Annotated in this window: 17 protein-coding genes and 1 pseudogene; all 18 read right to left on the bottom strand. The window is 67.0% G+C overall.

Annotated features, from left to right (window positions below; translation table 11 throughout):
• A pseudogene (locus ACGF7Y_RS13560) lies at window positions 1–1,781 on the bottom strand (DNA-directed RNA polymerase subunit beta); the annotation flags it as partial.
• Between the two features lie 409 nt (window positions 1,782–2,190).
• Entirely contained in the window at window positions 2,191–2,922 is a 732-nt protein-coding gene (locus tag ACGF7Y_RS13555; protein ID WP_393233051.1) for a hypothetical protein, read from the bottom strand.
• A gap of 10 nt (window positions 2,923–2,932) precedes the next feature.
• Complete coding sequence (locus ACGF7Y_RS13550; protein ID WP_393233049.1) at window positions 2,933–3,703, bottom strand: hypothetical protein; 771 nt, start codon at window positions 3,701–3,703, stop codon at window positions 2,933–2,935.
• Window positions 3,704–3,809: 106 nt separating this feature from the next.
• Complete coding sequence (locus tag ACGF7Y_RS13545) at window positions 3,810–5,051, bottom strand: MCE family protein (RefSeq protein WP_393233047.1); 1,242 nt, start codon at window positions 5,049–5,051, stop codon at window positions 3,810–3,812.
• Window positions 5,048–6,286 carry an MCE family protein gene (locus tag ACGF7Y_RS13540; RefSeq protein WP_393233045.1) on the bottom strand — a complete coding sequence of 413 codons (1,239 nt, stop codon included), beginning with the start codon at window positions 6,284–6,286 and terminating at the stop codon, window positions 5,048–5,050. The genes ACGF7Y_RS13545 and ACGF7Y_RS13540 overlap by 4 nt, the downstream gene beginning before the upstream one ends.
• Window positions 6,283–7,515 (bottom strand): MCE family protein, encoded by a 1,233-nt coding sequence (locus ACGF7Y_RS13535; RefSeq protein ID WP_393233182.1) that lies wholly within the window; start codon window positions 7,513–7,515, stop codon window positions 6,283–6,285. Before ACGF7Y_RS13535 ends, ACGF7Y_RS13540 begins: the two co-directional genes overlap by 4 nt.
• Before the next feature lie 37 nt (window positions 7,516–7,552).
• Window positions 7,553–8,563 carry an MCE family protein gene (locus ACGF7Y_RS13530; protein ID WP_393233043.1) on the bottom strand — a complete coding sequence of 337 codons (1,011 nt, stop codon included), beginning with the start codon at window positions 8,561–8,563 and terminating at the stop codon, window positions 7,553–7,555.
• The gene (locus ACGF7Y_RS13525; protein WP_393233041.1) at window positions 8,563–9,639 is read right to left on the bottom strand and encodes an MCE family protein; all 1,077 of its coding nucleotides are present in this window, start codon (window positions 9,637–9,639) and stop codon (window positions 8,563–8,565) included. Before ACGF7Y_RS13525 ends, ACGF7Y_RS13530 begins: the two co-directional genes overlap by 1 nt.
• Entirely contained in the window at window positions 9,636–10,985 is a 1,350-nt protein-coding gene (locus ACGF7Y_RS13520) for an MCE family protein (RefSeq protein WP_393233040.1), read from the bottom strand. The genes ACGF7Y_RS13525 and ACGF7Y_RS13520 overlap by 4 nt, the downstream gene beginning before the upstream one ends.
• The gene (locus ACGF7Y_RS13515) at window positions 10,982–11,845 is read right to left on the bottom strand and encodes an ABC transporter permease (protein WP_040870310.1); all 864 of its coding nucleotides are present in this window, start codon (window positions 11,843–11,845) and stop codon (window positions 10,982–10,984) included. Before ACGF7Y_RS13515 ends, ACGF7Y_RS13520 begins: the two co-directional genes overlap by 4 nt.
• A 3-nt stretch (window positions 11,846–11,848) precedes the next feature.
• A complete protein-coding gene (locus ACGF7Y_RS13510) occupies window positions 11,849–12,643 on the bottom strand; it encodes an ABC transporter permease (protein WP_051175592.1) in 795 nt (264 codons plus the stop codon).
• A gap of 11 nt (window positions 12,644–12,654) precedes the next feature.
• A complete protein-coding gene (locus tag ACGF7Y_RS13505; RefSeq protein ID WP_040870444.1) occupies window positions 12,655–13,731 on the bottom strand; it encodes an ABC transporter ATP-binding protein in 1,077 nt (358 codons plus the stop codon).
• Window positions 13,732–13,973: 242 nt separating this feature from the next.
• A complete protein-coding gene (rplL, locus tag ACGF7Y_RS13500; protein ID WP_039802004.1) occupies window positions 13,974–14,354 on the bottom strand; it encodes a 50S ribosomal protein L7/L12 in 381 nt (126 codons plus the stop codon).
• A gap of 57 nt (window positions 14,355–14,411) precedes the next feature.
• The gene (rplJ, locus tag ACGF7Y_RS13495) at window positions 14,412–14,951 is read right to left on the bottom strand and encodes a 50S ribosomal protein L10 (protein ID WP_393233036.1); all 540 of its coding nucleotides are present in this window, start codon (window positions 14,949–14,951) and stop codon (window positions 14,412–14,414) included.
• A gap of 417 nt (window positions 14,952–15,368) precedes the next feature.
• Window positions 15,369–15,908 carry an NADPH-dependent FMN reductase gene (locus ACGF7Y_RS13490; protein ID WP_393233033.1) on the bottom strand — a complete coding sequence of 180 codons (540 nt, stop codon included), beginning with the start codon at window positions 15,906–15,908 and terminating at the stop codon, window positions 15,369–15,371.
• A gap of 98 nt (window positions 15,909–16,006) precedes the next feature.
• Complete coding sequence (gene rplA, locus ACGF7Y_RS13485; protein WP_040870317.1) at window positions 16,007–16,720, bottom strand: 50S ribosomal protein L1; 714 nt, start codon at window positions 16,718–16,720, stop codon at window positions 16,007–16,009.
• Window positions 16,721–16,861: 141 nt separating this feature from the next.
• Complete coding sequence (gene rplK / locus ACGF7Y_RS13480) at window positions 16,862–17,296, bottom strand: 50S ribosomal protein L11 (RefSeq protein WP_063051596.1); 435 nt, start codon at window positions 17,294–17,296, stop codon at window positions 16,862–16,864.
• 95 nt (window positions 17,297–17,391) lie between these two features.
• Window positions 17,392–18,189: a transcription termination/antitermination protein NusG gene (gene nusG, locus ACGF7Y_RS13475; protein ID WP_393233180.1), complete on the bottom strand. Its 798-nt coding sequence runs from the start codon at window positions 18,187–18,189 to the stop codon at window positions 17,392–17,394.
• Window positions 18,190–18,302: the final 113 nt, after the last annotated feature.

The following is an 18,302-nucleotide window of genomic DNA, read 5'->3' as shown; positions in this document are numbered from 1 at the left end:
ATCAGGGCGCGGTTGGCGTCGTCGTGCTCGAGGAACGGGATCATCGCCGTCGCGACCGACACCATCTGACGCGGCGACACGTCCATGTAGTCGACCTCGGTGGCGGCGACGAGCTCGTTCTCCTCGTTGCCACGCCGGCACAGCACGCGGTCCTCGAGGAAGCGGCCATCGGCGTCGACCGGCGAGTTGGCCTGCGCGCGAACGTGCCGGTCCTCCTCGTCGGCGGTCAGGTAACGAACCTCGTCGGTCACCCGGCCGTCGACGACCTTGCGGTACGGGGTCTCGATGAAGCCGAACGGGTTGACCCGCGCGTACACCGACAGCGAGCCGATCAGGCCGATGTTCGGGCCTTCCGGGGTCTCGATCGGGCACATGCGGCCGTAGTGCGACGGGTGGACGTCACGGACTTCCAGGCCGGCGCGCTCACGGGACAGACCACCCGGGCCCAGCGCCGAGAGGCGGCGCTTGTGGGTCAGGCCCGACAGCGGGTTGTTCTGGTCCATGAACTGCGACAGCTGGGAGGTTCCGAAGAACTCCTTGATCGCGGCGACGACCGGGCGGATGTTGATCAGCGTCTGCGGCGTGATCGCCTCGACGTCCTGAGTGGTCATCCGCTCGCGGACGACACGCTCCATGCGGGAGAGACCGACCCGGATCTGGTTCTGGATCAGCTCGCCGACGGTACGCAGGCGACGGTTGCCGAAGTGGTCGATGTCGTCCACTTCCACGGGAACCTCGGCGCCACCGGGGGCGGTCATGGTCTTGTCGCCCGAGTGCAGGCGGACCAGGTACTCGATGGTGTTGACGATGTCTTCCTTCGTCAGCACCGAACCGACGACCTGCTCGCCCACGTGGATGCCGAGCTTCTTGTTGATCTTGTAGCGACCGACGCGCGCCAGGTCGTAGCGCTTCTCCTTGAAGAACAGGTTCTCCAGCAGGGTCTGCGCGGACTCCTTGGTCGGCGGCTCACCCGGACGCAGCTTGCGGTAGATGTCCAGCAGCGCCTCGTCCTGACCGGCGGTGTTGTCCTTCTCCAGGGTCGACATCATGATCTCGGAGAAGCCGAAGCGCTCGACGATCTCCTCGGTGGTCCAGCCCAGCGCCTTCAGCAGCACGGTGACCGGCTGGCGGCGCTTGCGGTCGATGCGCACACCCACGGTGTCGCGCTTGTCCACGTCGAACTCCAGCCACGCACCGCGCGACGGAATCACCCGCACACTGTGCAGGTCCTTCTCCGTGCCCTTGTCGACACTGTGGTCGAAGTACACACCCGGCGAACGCACCAGCTGCGACACCACGACACGCTCGGTGCCGTTGATGATGAACGTGCCCTTGTCGGTCATCATCGGGAAATCACCCATGAAGACCGTCTGGCTCTTGATCTCACCGGTGTTGTTGTTGATGAACTCCGCCGTCACGAACAGCGGAGCCGCATACGTCATGTCCTTGTCTTTGCACTCATCGATCGAGGCCTTGACCTCTTCGAAGCGCGGGTCGGAGAACGACAGCGACATGGAGCCGGAGAAGTCCTCGATCGGCGAGAGTTCCTCGAGCACCTCCTCGAGGCCACCGACTAGGCCGACGTCGCCGCGAGCGGCCGCGCGTTCGCGCCAATCCGGCGAACCGATCAACCAGGCGAACGATTCCGTTTGTAGATCGAGAAGTCCGGGCACCTCCAAGGGTTCACGGATCTTCGCGAAAGACACCCGCAACGGGGCTCCGGGGATTCCGGCAACTGCCTTGGTCTGGGTGGAGACTGCCAAGATGCGTCCTTCCAGCACCTCACGCGCGTCGCGTGGTGGTCCGCGACCGTCGCTTGTCTGCTACGAATTCCGCTGGTTACTACCCGAACGAAACTCGAAACAGGCACCAACGGAAGTAACACCGGAAGGGTGAACTCACGAGTGCGATTCGAGGTATGGACAGGAGGCAGCCAGCGCAACGTCCAAACCTACACCCAAGTACACGGGGGTGTCAAAGTACCACCCGTGTGATCGTCCGCATGGCTGGCGCGCCGGGCCGAATTCGCTGGCTGCGTCGTGAGCCGCGGTGCGCTGGAAGCCACTGTGACAGCTGCCGCTGTTGTGAATAGCGTGACGGTTCGGGCGAAACTCGTCAAGTGGCAGGCCCGGTCCGGGCACCGTCGAGATCGCCTGCCGCGCTGCGTCATCCCGGCCGCCGCGGTAGCCGTTACTGGTCGACGATGTCGCTGGCCAGCCAGCGTCCGTCGACCTTCTGCATGTGCAGGACCACGGGTCCGGCGACGCTCTGCTGCGCCACTCCGTCCTTGGTGGCGCTCACCACCAAGTTGACGATCAGCTCCGCGCGATCATCCGTGAGCAACGTCACAGCAATCGGATCGGCCTTCGCGTCGGCACTGGTCTGCGCCTGTTTGACGGCCGAGATGGTGGTGTCGGCGTACTTGTCCAGATCGGCGAGCATCTTTCCGGTGAGCACCTGCTTCGCGGTGTCCCGGTACCCGTCGATGTTCTTCACGTCGTAGGCGTAGACGGTCCGCAGCGCGTTGTCGGCGGCCGCCCGCACCTCCTGGGTGGCCTCGTTGTCCACATACGCCTGATTCGACGTGTTCACCCCGGGCTGTTGCGCGGCGAGCCATGCGAAACCGCCCAGCAGGACCGCGGCGAGCAGCATGGCCGCGCTGACGCCCCAGCGCGCACGCCCGGCAGGCCGCCGCCGCGGACGGCCTTTCCCACGCGACGCGATCGTGCGCCACCACGACGAACCGGGCGCGGCCACAGACCGCCGTTCGGCGCGGAGGGTGTCCTGTTCCGCGGTGGTGCGCGAAACGCCCGCCACGCGCGGTTTGCGGGCCGCTGCGGGCCGCGCGGACGCGGCGCGCGCCGTTTCGGTGGTGGGCCTGCGCTTGGAGGTGACCCGGTTGACCGGTCGGCGAGACGTCATGGGTGTCCTCCTACGATCCCGGCTTCGGCGCGGCAGGCGGCTGCTCGCCCGCCGGTGCGGACGTCTGCGCGGCGGGGCCGCCGCTCAGCAACACCGGCTGGCCGAGCGAGGAGATCTGCTCGGCCTTCCAGACGTCGCCGTCCTTGGCCACGTCGACGGTCCAGGTGTAGCGGTAGTCGGCGGCGGGCTTGTCCTTGCCGTTCTCGGTGACCTGCAGCACGACCAGCGCCGATGCCTTGTCCTCCTCGCTGTTGAGCGAGGTGAGCGCCGCGCCGAGCACCTTCGAGTTCATCGCGACCCCGCTCTGCTGGGCCAGCTTCTCCGCCTGGTCCTTGTTCTTCGTGGCCGAGTCCAGCAGCGCGCCGGTCATCGAGGACCTGGCCAGCGCCAGCGAGCCGGGCACGTCGTCCAGGTTCATCGAGGTCATGTTGATCGCGGCTTGGCGGGCGGCGTCCAGCGCGGTGTCACGGGCGTCCGCGCGCGGGCCGTCGGTGAGTGCGGCCCGCACCCAGCCCGCGCCGAACCACGCGGCGCCGGCCAACGCGATCACGAGCACCACGGCGGAGCAGATCAAGGCCACCCGGCCGAGCCTGGACGCGCCGACCACATGCTCGGACGCGCCGCCGGTCTGCTCGGCAGACTTCCGATCGCTCGCGTCCGGCTTCGCGGAGGGACTCGCATCCGGCTTCGCGGAGGGGGCGGACGTGTCCGCCGCGGTCGTCGGGGTGTCCGGCGTGTCCTGCGACGCCGAATCGGACCGCTTGGTCGGATCGGCGGTCACGACATCGCCTCGCCGTCGGTCGGCTCGGTCGCGCCCCAGGGCCGGATGGCCGTGGTTCGCTCGCTGCAGTCACTCACGCGAGACACCCTAACGTCATTGCTCCTGGTCACCGCTTCGGCGTGACCCCCAGCAGGGTCGACAGCTGCACGGCGGCCGGAGTCAGGTTCAGCTTTTCCGGATCGGTTTTGGGGTTGGAATCCCAGGGCTGGACGATGGCCGGATCGGCGTATTCGGCTCGCGCGCCACCCCGGACGGCGGTCGGATTACCGAACGGCACAAGACATTTGGCGTCTTTGTTGAAGGGGAACTCGTCGCGCGTGTCGTCGAAGTCCGGGTTCTGCGCCTTCATCTGTTCGAGAATCCGATACGTGCCCTCGTAGCCCACGGTACAGGTGGGTGGGTTGTTCACCTCGAGCACCAGGCCGAAGTGGCTGGTCCCGTCGCCGGGCGCGGTGGAAGAGCCGCCGATCGACAGCTGCGGGAGCATCTGCAGCAACGGCTTGATCGCGTAGAACTTCGGCGAGATCGCCTGCAGCAGCAGCCGCAGGTTGGCCAGGTCCTGAGTGAGCGAGCCACCGCTCTCGTCGATCAGCGCGCCGAGCTGCTCACCCGCGTCGGTTCCGGTGCCGATGAGCCTGCGCACGTCGGGGTCGCTGGAGCGCAACTGGGCGGTGAGCTTGTCCAGGCCGTCGCTGAACTCGCGGATCTGCGAGGACTGCTCGGCCTGCGTGCCGAGGGCGATGCGGCCGTCGCGGACCAGCTGAACGGTCTGCGGCAGCGTCGCGTGGAAGGTCTCGGTGAACTTGTTCAGCGAGTCGATCAGCACTTGCAGGTCGTCGCCCTTGCCGTCGAACGCTTTGCCCAGTTCGCGGACCGTCGTGTTGAGCGCGTACAGGTCCACCGAGCCGGCGAAGGTGTCCACGCTGGACAGCAGCTCCTCGACCGACACCGGCAGGGTCGCCGAGGTGATCACGGAGTTGTCGCGCAGGTACGGGCCCGCGTCCGAATCGGGCTGCAGGTCGACGTACTGCTCACCGATCGCGGAGCGGTTGGCCACCACGGCTTTCGCCGACGCCGGGATCTTCGGCGAGCTCGTGTCGATGACGAGATTCATCACCACGCCCTCGCCGGTGAGTTCCAGCTCACCGACCCGGCCGACCGGGACGCCGCGATAGGTCACCTCGGCGCCCTTGTAGATGCCGCCGGTCTGCGCCGCCCGCAGCTTCACCGTGTACTCGTTGAGCCCGAACATGTGGTCGAGCCGGATGTACCTGCCGCCGACGTACACGACGCCGATCACCGCGATCACCACGAACGCGATGAGCTGCCACCGCACCAGACGGGTCATCGCGGACCACTCCCTACGCCGAGTTGCTCGAGGATCGCCCCGACCGGACCGGGCACGCCGGGTGCGGGCGGCTGCGCCATCAGCGGCGGCAGCGGCAGGATCGACACAGTGGGCCAGCCCGGACGCGGGCCGTTGCCGTTGTAGTACGGATTGGTCGGGTTCACCGGCACGGGCGGACCGATCGGCGGGATGTACACCGGATCGGGTTTGCCCACACCGAGATTGCTGAGCGTGACGCCGATCTGCTGGTCCACCGACAACCACGTGTTCACGCTGCCGCCGAAGGTGCTCTCCAGCGCCGAGTCCGGGAACGGGTAGGTCGGGATCAGCGGGACGGCCGAGACCAGATCCGGCGCGGAACGGCCCAGCTCCTGCAATGTCGGCCGCAGCGAGGTGAGGTCGCGGATCAGGTCGTTCTTCGAGGTGTTCAGCACATCGAAGCCCGCCTGGCCGAGCCGGTCGAGCTGGGCCAGCAGGGCGACCAGTTGCGGGCGCTGCTCCTCCAGGATCTTGATGCCCTGGGGCAGCTGGTCGAGGATCTTGCCGATCTGATCGGTCTGCCTGCTCACCCGGCTGCTGAGCACATCGAGGCCGTCCAGCGCGCGGGTGATGTCGTCCACCTGCTGGTTCAGGCCGCCGATCAGCGTGTTCGCCTGCTCGATCAGCGAGCGCACCCGGTCTTCCCGTCCGCCCAGGGTCTTGTTCAGCTCGGTGACGATCGGCTGCAACTGCGCGACGCCGCCGCCGTTGAGCAGCAGCGACAGCGCGCCGAGCACCTGTTCGACCTCGGTGGCGTGCCGGGTGCGGTCGACCGGGATCACCGAGCCGTCGGCCAGCCTGCCGGGTTCCGGATCGGCCGAGGGCCGGGACAGCTCGATGAACTTCTCGCCGAGCAGGTTCGACTGCCGGACCTCGGCGTGCGCGTTCGCGGGCAGGCTCACCGACGAGTTGACCAAGGTGCGCACGGTGGCGGTCCACTGATCCTTGCCGATGCTGATCTTCTCGACCCGGCCCACCGGCACGCCCTCGACCTTGACCGCCGACTGCGGGACCAGATCGAGGACGTCTTCGAACTGGATGTCGATGTGCATCGGGTGCTCGCCCACATCGGCGCCGCCGGGCAGCGGCACGCTGTAGATGCCGTCGGAGGCACACGAGGTGACCAGCGTCGCGGAAAGGCCGAGCGCCAGCGCCGCGCCGAGACCGCGTGTGACGGAACGGATTCGAATGCTCATCGCTCCCCTCCCTGCGACGGTGGAAGCCGGTCCGACGGCGTGCCGGGCACGGTGCCCGGCACCGGGTCACGCTGCTGGTTCTCGCCGCTGAGGATGCCGAACGGCAGGTTCAACGTCGGAGTCTGCACCCCGGCGGTGATCTGGTCGGTGATCTCCTTGCAGTGGTCCAGGATCGGCCGCATCTGCTTGCCGAGCGCCTCGAACTTGGGATCGCCGGGCATCAGTTTGGACAGGTCCAGCATCTTGCACACCGCGCCGAACGGGTCCTGGGTTTCCGGGAAGTTCGCGCGCATGTCGAGGGTGCCCGATTCGGCATTGTGCACGTTGATCAGGTTGCTCAACGCCAACGGCAGGACCGGCAGCAGGGCCGCCACGTCGTCGCGCTGATCGGACAGTGTCTTGGTGAGCTGGATCAGCCCTTCGGCATTGCTCGCGATCAAGCCCCGGTTGTCGTCGACGAAGCGCGCGACGTCGCCCAGCGCGATCGACAGCAGATTCAGTGCCGCGCCGAGATCCTGCCGCTCGTCGGCGAGGAACGTCGACAGGTCGGCCAGCTGCGTGTTGAATTGCCGCACCTGCTGGTCGTTCTGCGCCAGCATGGTGATGAAGGACTGCAGATTCTTCACCGTGTCGAAGATGTCGCCACGCGCGTCCGACAGGTAGCGGGCCGCCCGGGACAACTGGGTGAGGCTGTTGGCCAGCGCCTCGCCGTTGCCCGCCAGGTTCGCCGCGCCGGTGCGCACCAGGTCGTTCACCGCCCCGTCGGCGTTGGCGCCGTTGGGCCCCAGCGCCTCGGAGAGTTCGGTGATGCTCTTGTACAGCTGGTCCACTTCGACGGGCGTGGCCGTGCGCTCGCGCGGAATGGTCGCGTCGCGCGCCATCTTCGGGCCACCGGTGTAGGCGGGGGTGAGCTGGATGTAGCGGTCCGACACGATGGAGGGCGTGATCTGCGCGGCTCGCGCGCCCGCGGGCACGTCGAACTTGCGGTCCACGCTCATCACGATCTTGACCTGATCGCCCTGCGGCTCCACCGAATCCACCGAACCGACCGGCACGCCGAGAATCCGGACGTCCGAACCCTCGTAGATACCGACCGAGCGATCGAAGTAAGCGGTGATCTTGGTGGTGGTCAGCCGGTTGAACAGCCACCACAGCACCACCGCGACCAGCACGGCGAGGACGAGGACCAGCGCGATGCCCACCTTGGCTCCGCGGCTGGAACCGCGCACCGCGCCGACCGGATCGCTGCGCCAGTTGTCCGCCACGTCAGTTACCTCCCAGAGTGCGGATCGGCTGACGGTAGCCGGGGATGTCGGGCAGGGCGGGCGGCAGCACGTTGACGATCACCGCGTCGAACCAACGTCCGGTGCCGAGCACGTTGGCGTAGAGGCTGTAGAACGGCGCCGCGAGTTCCAGCGTCTTGGAGACGTTCTGCTGGTTGGAGTTGAGCAGATCGATCGCGGCGCGCAGATTCTTCAGCGCCGGGCCGATCTGTTCCTCGTTGTCGTGCACGAGGGCGCTCAGTTCGGTCGAGACCGTCTGCGCGCCGACCAGCAACTGCTTGATCGACTGCTGCCTGATGTTCAGCTCGGCCAGCAGCTGGCCGCCGTTGGCCAGCAGCCGCTCGAACTCGGCGTTGCGGTCGGCGAGGATCTGGGTGGTCTGCCTGGTCGCGGCGAACAGCTTCTTCAGCTCCTGATCGCGTTTGGCCAGCGTCTCCGACAGCCGGGCGACACCGTCGATGGACCCGCGGATCTCCGGCGGTGTCGTCTCGAACGCCTCCGACAGCACTTGCATGCTCTTGGCCAGCTGCGCGGTGTCGATCTGGTCGATGGTGCGCGCGGCGTCGGTGAACGCGTCCACCACGTCGTACGGGGAGACGGTGCGCGAGAGCGGGATCCGCGAACTCGGCGTGGCCGGCTTGGAGCCCCTCGGGTCGAGCGCGAGGTACTTCTGCCCGAGCAGCGTCTTGATCTGGATGGACGCGGTGGTCTCGTTGCCGATCCAGGTGTCCTTGGTGCGGAAGTCCACGAGCACGCGGTCACCGTCGAGCCGGACATCGGACACCGAGCCCACCTTGACGCCGGCCACCCGGACTTCGTTGCCCTTCTTCAGGCCCGCCGCCTCGCTGAATTCCGCGGTGTACTTCGTCCCCGCCCCGATGATCGGCAACCGATCCAGGAAGAAGGCCGACACCGTCACCAACAGCACGACGGCGATGCCGAGCGCGCCCAGGAACGCCGGGCTGCGCTTGCCGAACAGAATGCGGTCGTCCATCAGCGAGCCTTCCCGTGGCAGCGCGGCGCGGCGTTGGTGTACAGCGGCTGATTGATCGTCGGCATGCCCGCGGGCAGGTTGAGCTGCGGCGCGTCGACGGCGCCCGGTCCGACGACGATGTCGATGCCGCACAGATAGAACTGGAACCAGGAGCCGTAGCTGGCGGCGCGGCCGAGCTTCTCCATCTTCAGCGGCAGGTTGTACAGCGCTTCGTTCACCTCGTCCTGGCGCTCGTCGAGCGTGCCGGTCAATTGGCTCAGGCCCGCGATCGACCCTTGCAGCGTCGGGCGCACCGGGACGAGCAGGTCGGACGTCGCCGAGGTCAGGTCGGCGAGTGAGGTCACCGAGCGCCCGATCGTGTCGCGCTCGGCGTTCAGGCCGCTGATCAGCGCCTCGGTGTTCACGATCAACTGGTCGAACTGGTCGTCGCGCTGATTGACGGTGTCCAGCACGGCGGTCAGGTTGCGGGTCAGCTCACCGATCACCGCGTCCTTGTCGGCGATCTTGTTGGTCAGGTTCGCGGTGGTCGCCACCAGATCGTGGATGGTGCCCTGCTCGCCCTGGAAGACCTGGATGATCTCGAACGACAGCTTGTTGACATCGTCGGCGCTCAGCGTGCGGAACAGCGGCCGGAAGCCGTTGAACAGCGTGGTCAGGTTCAGCGCGGGCCTGGTGTGCTCGAGCGGGATGGTGCCGCCCTCGTTCAGCTTGCGGCCCTGCTCGCCGGTCCCCTGCTCCAGCGCGATGTAGCGCTGGCCGACCAGGTTGCGGTACTTGATCGTGGCGGTGGTCGAGGAGGGCAGCCAATCCCGGTCGGTGAGTTCGAACTTCACCTCGGCCAGGCGCTTGTCCACGATCGAGACGTCGGTGACCTTGCCGACCCGAACGCCCGCGATGCGGACCTCGTCGCCGGGATTGAGCGCGGTGACGTCGGTGAACCTGGCCTTGAACCCGGTGCCGCCGCCGCTGTAATTGGCGATGGACAGCGCGAGCATGACCGTCACGAACAGGGTCACCACGACGAAGATGATCAGCTTGGTCAGCGGGCCGCCCAGGCCGCGCAGATGCTGCTTCATCGCACGCTCACCTCGCTTCCGCGGAACGCGGGCGCACCGGCCCTGGTCACCCAGCCGGGCACCTGATCAGGAGCGACGCCATTGGCCGCGCCGTAGATCGCGCCGAGCGACTGCTGCTCCATGGGCGAACCGGCGATCGTCGGCATCTTGCTCGCCGGGTGGACGCCGAACTGCGGCGGTTCCAGATTTCCGATCTGCTGGTCACCGGGGTTGCGACTGGGGACGGCGTAGGAGCCGTCGTTGTTCGGGCCGCCGGTGTACTGGCCGGGGTCGACGCCCAGCGGCATCTCGGGGATGCACCACGGCCCCCTGGGGTCCAGCCAGCGCGGTTCGTCCTGGTTGGGCAGGTACTTGCCGCGCGTGTTGGTGAGTTCGATGGTCACCCGCGAGCCGGGCAGGTCGGTGCCCTTGCCGAAGATCCGGTCGATGCGCGGCTTGAGCTGCGCGAAGTTCGCCAGCGAGCAGGCGTAGTTCGGCGAGTAGTAGGCCAGCTGCTCCAGCGCGGGCCTGGAATCGGCGGCCACGTCGATGATGTTGTCGCGGTTGGCGATCAGGAAATCGGTGGTGGTGGCCGCGGTCGGCGTCAGCGTCGCGTAGAGGACGTCGATGTCGGTGCGCCGCTGCACGATGGTGGCGTTGGTCGTGCGCAGGTTGTCCAGTGCCTGGATCAGCTGCGGGGCGGCGTCGGAATAGGTGGCCGCCACCTCGGCGAAGCTGCGCAGGTCCGCCTGCAGGTCCGGCAGCACCGCATTGACTTGGCGGAAGGCGTCGTCCAGCTTGTCCACGGTCTCGCCGAGCGCGGAGCCCTGACCGGCCAGCGCCTGCGACAGCGCGCCGAGGGTGGCCGCGAGATCTTGCGGCGGGATGGACTGCAGCAGCGGGAGCAGGTCGTCGAGCAGTTTGCTCAGCTCGATGGCGTTGCCGCTGACGTCCTGGCGCAGCGTCAGCCCGTCGGTCAGATGCTGGGGGCTGGGGTTCTCCGGGATCACCAGATCCACATAGCGCTCGCCGAACAGCGTCTTGGGCAGCAGGCGCGCGGTCGCGTTGGCCGGGATCTGCTGCGCCTTGTCCGGATTGATGGCCAGGTCCAAGGTCACCTCGCCGCCCTCGGAACTGCTCGAGCGCACCTCGCCGACGGTGATGCCGCGCACCTTCACGTCCGCATTGCGGGTCAGCGCGTTGCCCACGCTGTCGGTGATCAGGTCGACGTGCACGGTGCGCACGAACTGCTTGTTGTAGATCGCGATGGTGGTCCAGAGGAACAACGCGACCACGACGAAGAAGGCGATCCCCAGCACTCGGATGCGTAGCTTCGCGGTCGAGCGCCAGGCCTGGGTGCGGCTCATCCGGCCACCCGCACCGTGGTGGTGGTGCCCCAGATCGCGAGGCTGAGGAAGAAGTCGAGCACATTCACCAGGACGATCGCGGCGCGGACCGCGCGGCCGACCGCGACGCCGACGCCCGCGGGCCCGCCGGTGGCGTGGAACCCGTAGTAGCAGTGCACCATGATGATCACGAAGGCGAAGACCAGCACCTTGAGGAACGAATAGAGCACGTCCTCCGGTGGCAGGAACAAACTGAAGTAGTGGTCGTAGGACCCGCTGGATTGCCCGTTGAACCAGATGCTGATCGCCCGCGACGCCAGGAACGTGCCGAGCAGCCCGACGATGTAGAGCGGGATCACCGCGAGGAATCCGGCGATCACCCGGCTGGTCACCAGGAACGGCACGCCCGGCACCGCCATCACCTCGAGCGCATCGATCTCCTCGGAGATCCGCATGGCGCCCAACTGCGCGGTGAAACCACAACCGACCGTGGCGGACAGGGCGAGCGCGGCGACCAGTGGGGCGATCTCGCGGGTGTTGATGTAGGCGGTGAGGAAGCCGGTGAGCACCGAGCTGCCGAGCGCGTCGAGGGCCTTGAAACCCTGTAGGCCGACAACGACGCCGACGGAACCGGACATGAACACGATGACGCCGATGGTGCCGCCGATCACCGCGAGCGCTCCGGTGCCGAAGGTGACCTCGGCGAGCAGCCGCATGACTTCCTTGCGGTAGTGCACCGCGGTCCGCGGGATCCACGCGATGGCCCGCGTGTAGAACGACATCTGCTCGCCCGCGCGATCGATCACGTTGAGCGGCATCCGAGCGATTTCACCCACCCGGCGCATGGACTTGGCGACCGGGGTTCGGTACGACGTGGCCATCGGTCAGGCGCCCTTGGCCGGAACGACCTGTAGGTACACCAGGGTCAGGATGAGATTCACGAAGAACAGCACCATGAACGTGATCACCACGGATTGGTTCACCGCGTCACCGACTCCTTTCGGGCCCCCCTTGGGATGCAGCCCCTTGTACGCGGCGATGACGCCGGCGAGCAGACCGAACACCGCCGCCTTGATCTCGCCGATCCACAGGTCCGGCAACTGGGCGAGCGCGGAGAACGACGCCAGGTAGGCGCCGGGCGTGCCGCCCTGCAGCAGCACGTTGAAGAAGTACCCGCCCGCGATGCCGACCACCGAGACCAGGCCGTTGAGCAGCAGCGCGACCAGCATCATGCCGAGCACGCGCGGCACCACCAGCTTTCGCACCGGATCGATGCCGAGCACTTCCATCGCGTCGATTTCCTCGCGGATGGTGCGCGAGCCGAGATCGGCGGCCACCGCCGACCCGGCCGCGCCCGCGATGATCAGGGCCGTCACGACGGGAGCCGCCTGCTGGACGGTTGCCAGCACACTGGTCGCGCCCGTGAACGATTCCGCGCCGAGCTGCTTGATCAGCGAACCGGTCTGCAATGCCACGACCGCGCCGAACGGAATCGCGACCAGCGCGCTGGGCAGGATCGAGACACTCGCGATGAACCACGACTGCTCGATGAACTCCCGCCACTCGAAGGGGCGACGGAATGTCTTCCGCAAAACGTCGATGAGCAGCGCAAAGATATTGCCGGCCTGGGCAAACCCCGACTCCAGGGGAGTTCGCAATCGCGCCAGGGTCGAATTCACGATCGCAGATGTTACCCGTTAGTTGTGTTGTGTCGCACGGTGGTGTCGTACGAGCCGCCCTGATAATTAGCCAGGTCGCCGCTGTTGTACGCCATCACCTGCGTATCGTCGTTCTCCGCAAGTGATTCGCGGATCGCGACCTGGGCCGCATGCGGCAGCGTGTGCATGATTTCGCGCACACGTTCCTTGCGACGAAGCACGCCCTGGCGCACCGGCATACCCGGGGTCGCGCGCATCTGCGGGATGATGCCCTCGACCTCCTCGGCGCCGCCGTGGTGGTGCCCGGCGTCCACGAGCGCCTGCTCGCGCGCCATCTGCGCCTCGTCCTTCTCCTCGGACATACCGATCGGGCCGATCATCCGGCCGTTGAGGAACTGCTTGACCACCGGCTCGTCCGAGGTGAGCAGCACCTCGCGCGGGCCGAACATGACCAGCTGGCGGCGGAACAGCATGCCGATGTTGTCCGGCACCGTACGCGCCAGATTGATGTTGTGCGTGACGATCAGGATGGTGGCGTCGATCTGAGCGTTGATGTCGATCAGCAGCTGGCTCAGGTAGGAGGTGCGGACCGGGTCCAGACCCGAGTCCGGCTCGTCGACGAGGATGATCTGCGGATCCAGCACCAGGGCGCGGGCCAGCCCGGCGCGCTTGCGCATACCGCCGGAGATCTCGCCGGGCAGCTTGCCCTCGGCCCCGAGCAGACCGGTGAGCTCCAGCTTCTCCATGACGATCTTCTTGATCTCGGATTCGCTCTTCTTGGTGTGCTCGCGCAGCGGGAAGGCCACGTTGTCGAACAGATTCATCGAGCCGAACAGCGCGCCGTCTTGGAACAGCACGCCGAAGAGCTTGCGGATCTCGTAGAGCTCTTTGTTGGAGCAGGTGGTGATATCGGTGCCGTCGATGTAGATCGAGCCGCGCTCGGGGCGCAGAAGTCCGATCAGCGACTTCAGGAACACCGACTTACCGGTGCCCGATGGGCCCAGCAGCGCGCTGACCTCGCCCGAGGGCAACGTCAGAGACACGTCCTGCCAAATTCGCTGGGAACCGAAAGACTTGGTTACACTCTCGGTCCTGACCTCGACGCCCACGCCAACCTCCACAATTCTCAGCGAGCTGCCCACCGGCGAACCGCGCGCTCGGATATCGCGGTGCGTCACGTCACAGTGGGTTCGGTCACTGTAACTCATGGGACAGATCGGGCACACCCCAACCTGACTGCGTAGTAACTCCGCAATAGTTTCGGTATGGACGATAGCGGCGAGATTGCCGGAAAAACGCGAACGGGCGATCCCCACCAGGGGATCGCCCGTTCGGCGTGTCCGGTCGTGAATTACTTGACCGAGACCTTGGCGCCGGCCTCTTCCAGCTTCGCCTTGGCGGCCTCGGCGGCGTCCTTGGCGACCTTCTCCAGGATCGGCTTCGGGGCGCTCTCGACCAGGTCCTTGGCTTCCTTCAGGCCCAGGCCGGAGACGATCTCGCGGACCACCTTGATGACCTGGATCTTCTTGTCGCCCGCACCCTCGAGCACGACGTCGAACTCGTCCTGCTCCTCGACGGCCTCGGCCGGAGCGGCGGCACCGCCGACGGCGGCGACGGCGACCGGAGCAGCCGCGGTGACCTCGAACTTCTCCTCGAACTTCTTCACGAAGTCCGACAGCTCGAGCAGGGTCATGTTGCCGAAGGTCTCGAGCAGTTCGTCAACGTTGGCCATTGTTGTTTTCCTTTCGGTAGTGGATGTCTGAGCGGGGCGAGTCGTGCCGCACGGGCATTACTCGGCGGCGGATCCGCCTTCTTCGGCCTGCTTCTTCTCCTGCAGCGCGGCGGCCAAGCGGGCCACCTGCGAAGCGGGAGCGTTGAACAGACCGGCGGCCTTTGCGAGGTTGCCCTTGAGCGCGCCGGCCAGCTTGGCCAGCAGCACCTCACGGGTCTCCAGGTCGGCGATCCGCTCGACCTCGGACACGGACAGCGGCGCGCCGTCCATGTAGCCGCCCTTGATGATGAGCGACTTGTTGTCCTTCGCGAAGGTCTTCAGGGCCTTGGCCGCGTTGACCGGCTCACCGGTGATGAAGGTGATCGCGGTCGGCCCGACGAACAGCTCGTCGAGGCCTTCCACGCCCGCCTCGGCGGCGGCACGCTTGACCAGGGTGTTCTTGGCGACGGAGTACGTGGCGTCGGCGCCGAGCGCGCGCCGCAGCTCGGTGAGCTTGCCGACCGACAGGCCACGGTATTCCGTGACGACGGTGGCCGTCGAGCTCTTGAACTGCTCCGCGATCTCCTCGACCGCGGTGACCTTCTCGGGTTTTGCCATACTTCGCCTCCTCTCTGATTGGTCGGTTCGTGTACGCGAACTACCGATCAGGGGCCGGCGACAAAACAAACGCCCCGAACGCAGAGCGTTCCGGGGCGCAACAGAAAACCGAGCCGGGACGTACCCGGATCAATTCCCAGCCTCGGCTCTCCCTGCGTGGGCCGCCGGCAATGTCGCCGGACCTTCGACCGAACCCATGCGGGATCGGCGACCAACGGTCTTCGGTAGAACGGATTGGGTAGCGATCGAACTAGTCGATAACTGATGTCCAATGTACCCGGACGGGTTCCCATCTGCCAAAACGGGCCCGGGCAGGACGCCTGACCGAAACCTGTCAGCCGTCGAATCGTTGTGCTACGACAAGCTTTTTCGCCCGCGCCCGTCGATGGGGCCGCTCCGCTCCCGCCGTGACTTTTCTCACGGCGTCGCGTTCTGCGCGAACCGGGCGAGCCCGCGCAGCGCGGCCACGGCGCCCAACCGGAATTCGGGGTCGGCGATCAGCCCGTCCGGGCCGACGCCCTCGCGCAGCACGGGCAGCCGCCGGCAGACATCCGGATCGATCTCGGCCCCGACATAGCCGAGCACGCTGCGCAGCGTCGCGGTCGCGCCGTCACCACGCCCGGGGGCCGCCACGGTGATCCAGGCGACCGGCTTGCGGTAGAGATCACCGGTCCCGACGGTCCAGTCCAGGAGGTTCTTCAGGCTGCCCGGCAAGGTGCCCGCGTATTCGGGGGTGCAGAACAGCACGGCGTCGGCGCGCGAAAGGTGTTCGCGCAGCGCGACGACCGATGGATGAGCGGTGCCGTCGTCATCCGGGTTGAACGCGGGCAAGTCCGCGAGACCGTCGTACCAGACGGTTCCGACGCCATCCGGGGCGACGGCCGAGGCGGTCCGGAGTGCGGCGGAATTGGTGGAGGCGGCGCGAGTGCTGCCGGAGATCAGAAGAACGACGGTCACATCGAACCCAACCACGCCGCCGGGCGGATTAGTCCGAAAACGCGCAACGGCGGGAACGCATTACGCGTTCCCGCCGTTGCGGTCGGCTCAGCCGCTGTTTACGCGTCCTCGTCGAGGAGGTTGCGGGTGCGGTTCGGGTCCACCGGGATGCCCGGTCCGGTGTTCGTCGAGACCGTCACCTTCTTGACGTAGCGGCCCTTGGCGGTCGACGGCTTGGCACGCAGGATCTCGTCCAGCGCGGCGCCGTAGTTCTCCACCAGCTTGGCGTCGTCGAAGGACGCCTTGCCGATGACGAAGTGCAGGTTGGCCTGCTTGTCGACGCGGAAGTTGATCTTGCCGCCCTTGATGTCGTTGACGGCCTTGGTCACGTCGGTGGTGACCGTGCCCGTCTTCGGGTTCGGCATCAGGCCGCGCGGGCCGAGAACACGCGCGATCCGGCCGACCTTGGCCATCTGGTCCGGGGTGGCGATCGCGGCGTCGAAGTCCAGCCAGCCGCCCTGGATCCGCTCGATCAGGTCCTCGGCGCCGACGGCATCCGCGCCCGCGGCCTCGGCCTCGGCGGCCTTCTCGCCCGCGGCGAAGACGATGACGCGGGCGGTCTTACCGGTGCCGTGCGGCAGGTTGACCGTGCCGCGGACCATCTGGTCGGCCTTGCGGGGATCCACACCGAGACGCACGGCGACCTCGACGGTCGCGTCGGTCTTGGTGCTGGCGGTCTCCTTCGCCAGGCGCGCGGCGGCCAGCGGGGAGTAGAGCTGGGTGCGATCGACCTTCTCGGCCGCGGCGAGGTACGCCTTGCTTCGTTTTGCCATGATTCTCTGTCCTGTTCGATCCGCGGCGCTCCCGGGACTCTGCGTGGTCACGCAGGCTGGTCCGTCGCTCGCGCCGCTGTGTTGGTAGTTCAGACGTGGTTATCGGGCCTGGCCGGCCCTCCCACCGGGGAGCGATTCCGCTCAGCCTTCGACGGTGATACCCATCGAACGCGCGGTACCCGCGATGATCTTGGCCGCCTGCTCGATGTCGTTGGCGTTCAGATCTTCCTGCTTGGTCTTGGCGATCTCGCGCACCTGGTCCATGGTCACCTTGGCGACCTTGTTGCGGTGCGGCTCCGCCGAGCCCTTCTGCACGCCTGCGGCCTTGAGCAGCAGCTTGGCGGCGGGCGGGGTCTTCAGCTTGAAGTCGAACGACCGGTCCTCGTACACCGAGATCTCGACCGGGATGACGTTGCCGCGCTGCGACTCGGTCGCGGCGTTGTACGCCTTGCAGAACTCCATGATGTTGACGCCGTGCTGACCGAGCGCGGGGCCGACCGGAGGGGCCGGGTTCGCCTGGCCGGCCTGGATCTGAAGCTTGATGATCCCGGCGAGCTTCTTCTTCTTGGGGGGCATCTTTCTTTCCTAGGTGTTTGGTGTCCTTGCTCTTTGCAAGTCTGTGAATCAACCCGCCGCGCGGGCCGATTCATCCCGTCGTCGACGGAACGGATCTAGATCTTCGCGACCTGGGTGAACGCCAGCTCGACCGGGGTCTCGCGGCCGAAGATCGACACGAGCACCTTGAGCTTCTGCTGTTCGGCGTTGACCTCGGAGATGCTGGCGGGCAACGTCGCGAAGGGGCCGTCCATGACGGTCACCGACTCGCCGACCTCGAAGTCGACCTCGATGACCGGCTTCGGCGCGACCTCGCCACCCGCGGAGTCGGCGGCCGCCGACGCGGCCGCGGCCGCGGGCTTCTTCTGCTGCTGGGCGGCGGGCACGAGGAACTTCACCACGTCGTCGATGGACAGCGGCGACGGACGGGAGGTGGCGCCGACGAAGCCGGTGACGCCGGGGGTGTTGCGCACCGCGCCCCACGACTCGTCGTTGAGCTCCATGCGGACCAGGATGTAACCGGGCAGCACCTTGCGGTTGACGTGCTTGCGCTGCCCGTTCTTGATCTCGGTGACCTCTTCGGTGGGCACCTCGACCTGGAAGATGTAGTCCTCCAGGTCCAGGTTCTGCACGCGGGTCTCGAGGTTGGCCTTCACCTTGTTCTCATAGCCGGCGTAGGAGTGGATCACGTACCACTCGCCGGGGGCGCGCCGCAGCGCTGCCTTCATCTCGGCGACCGGATCGGCGGGCTCGGCATCGATCGGGGCGGCAGGGACGGACTCAGCGGGCTCAGCGGGCTCCGATTCCTCGACCGCGGGCTCGTCGGTCGCGAACTCCTCGACGGAGTCGGTGGGCTCGGCCACCGCGTCGTCGGCCGGGAACTTGTCGTGTGTGTCGTTCTCCGGGGTGCTCACTGGGGCACTCGCTTCCTGTGTCGTCACGTACATCCTCTGCGTGCCGGGGCCGGGCGCGCGGCGAAATCGCTTCCACCCGTGTCCGCCCCGGGATCGGCTACCGGCGTCGGCGT

The sequence above is a fragment of the Nocardia sp. NPDC047654 genome (assembly GCF_043205035.1).
Classification (GTDB): domain Bacteria; phylum Actinomycetota; class Actinomycetes; order Mycobacteriales; family Mycobacteriaceae; genus Nocardia.
Note: the sequence above shows the minus strand (reverse complement) of the source record. Positions and strands in the feature narration are given on the sequence as shown.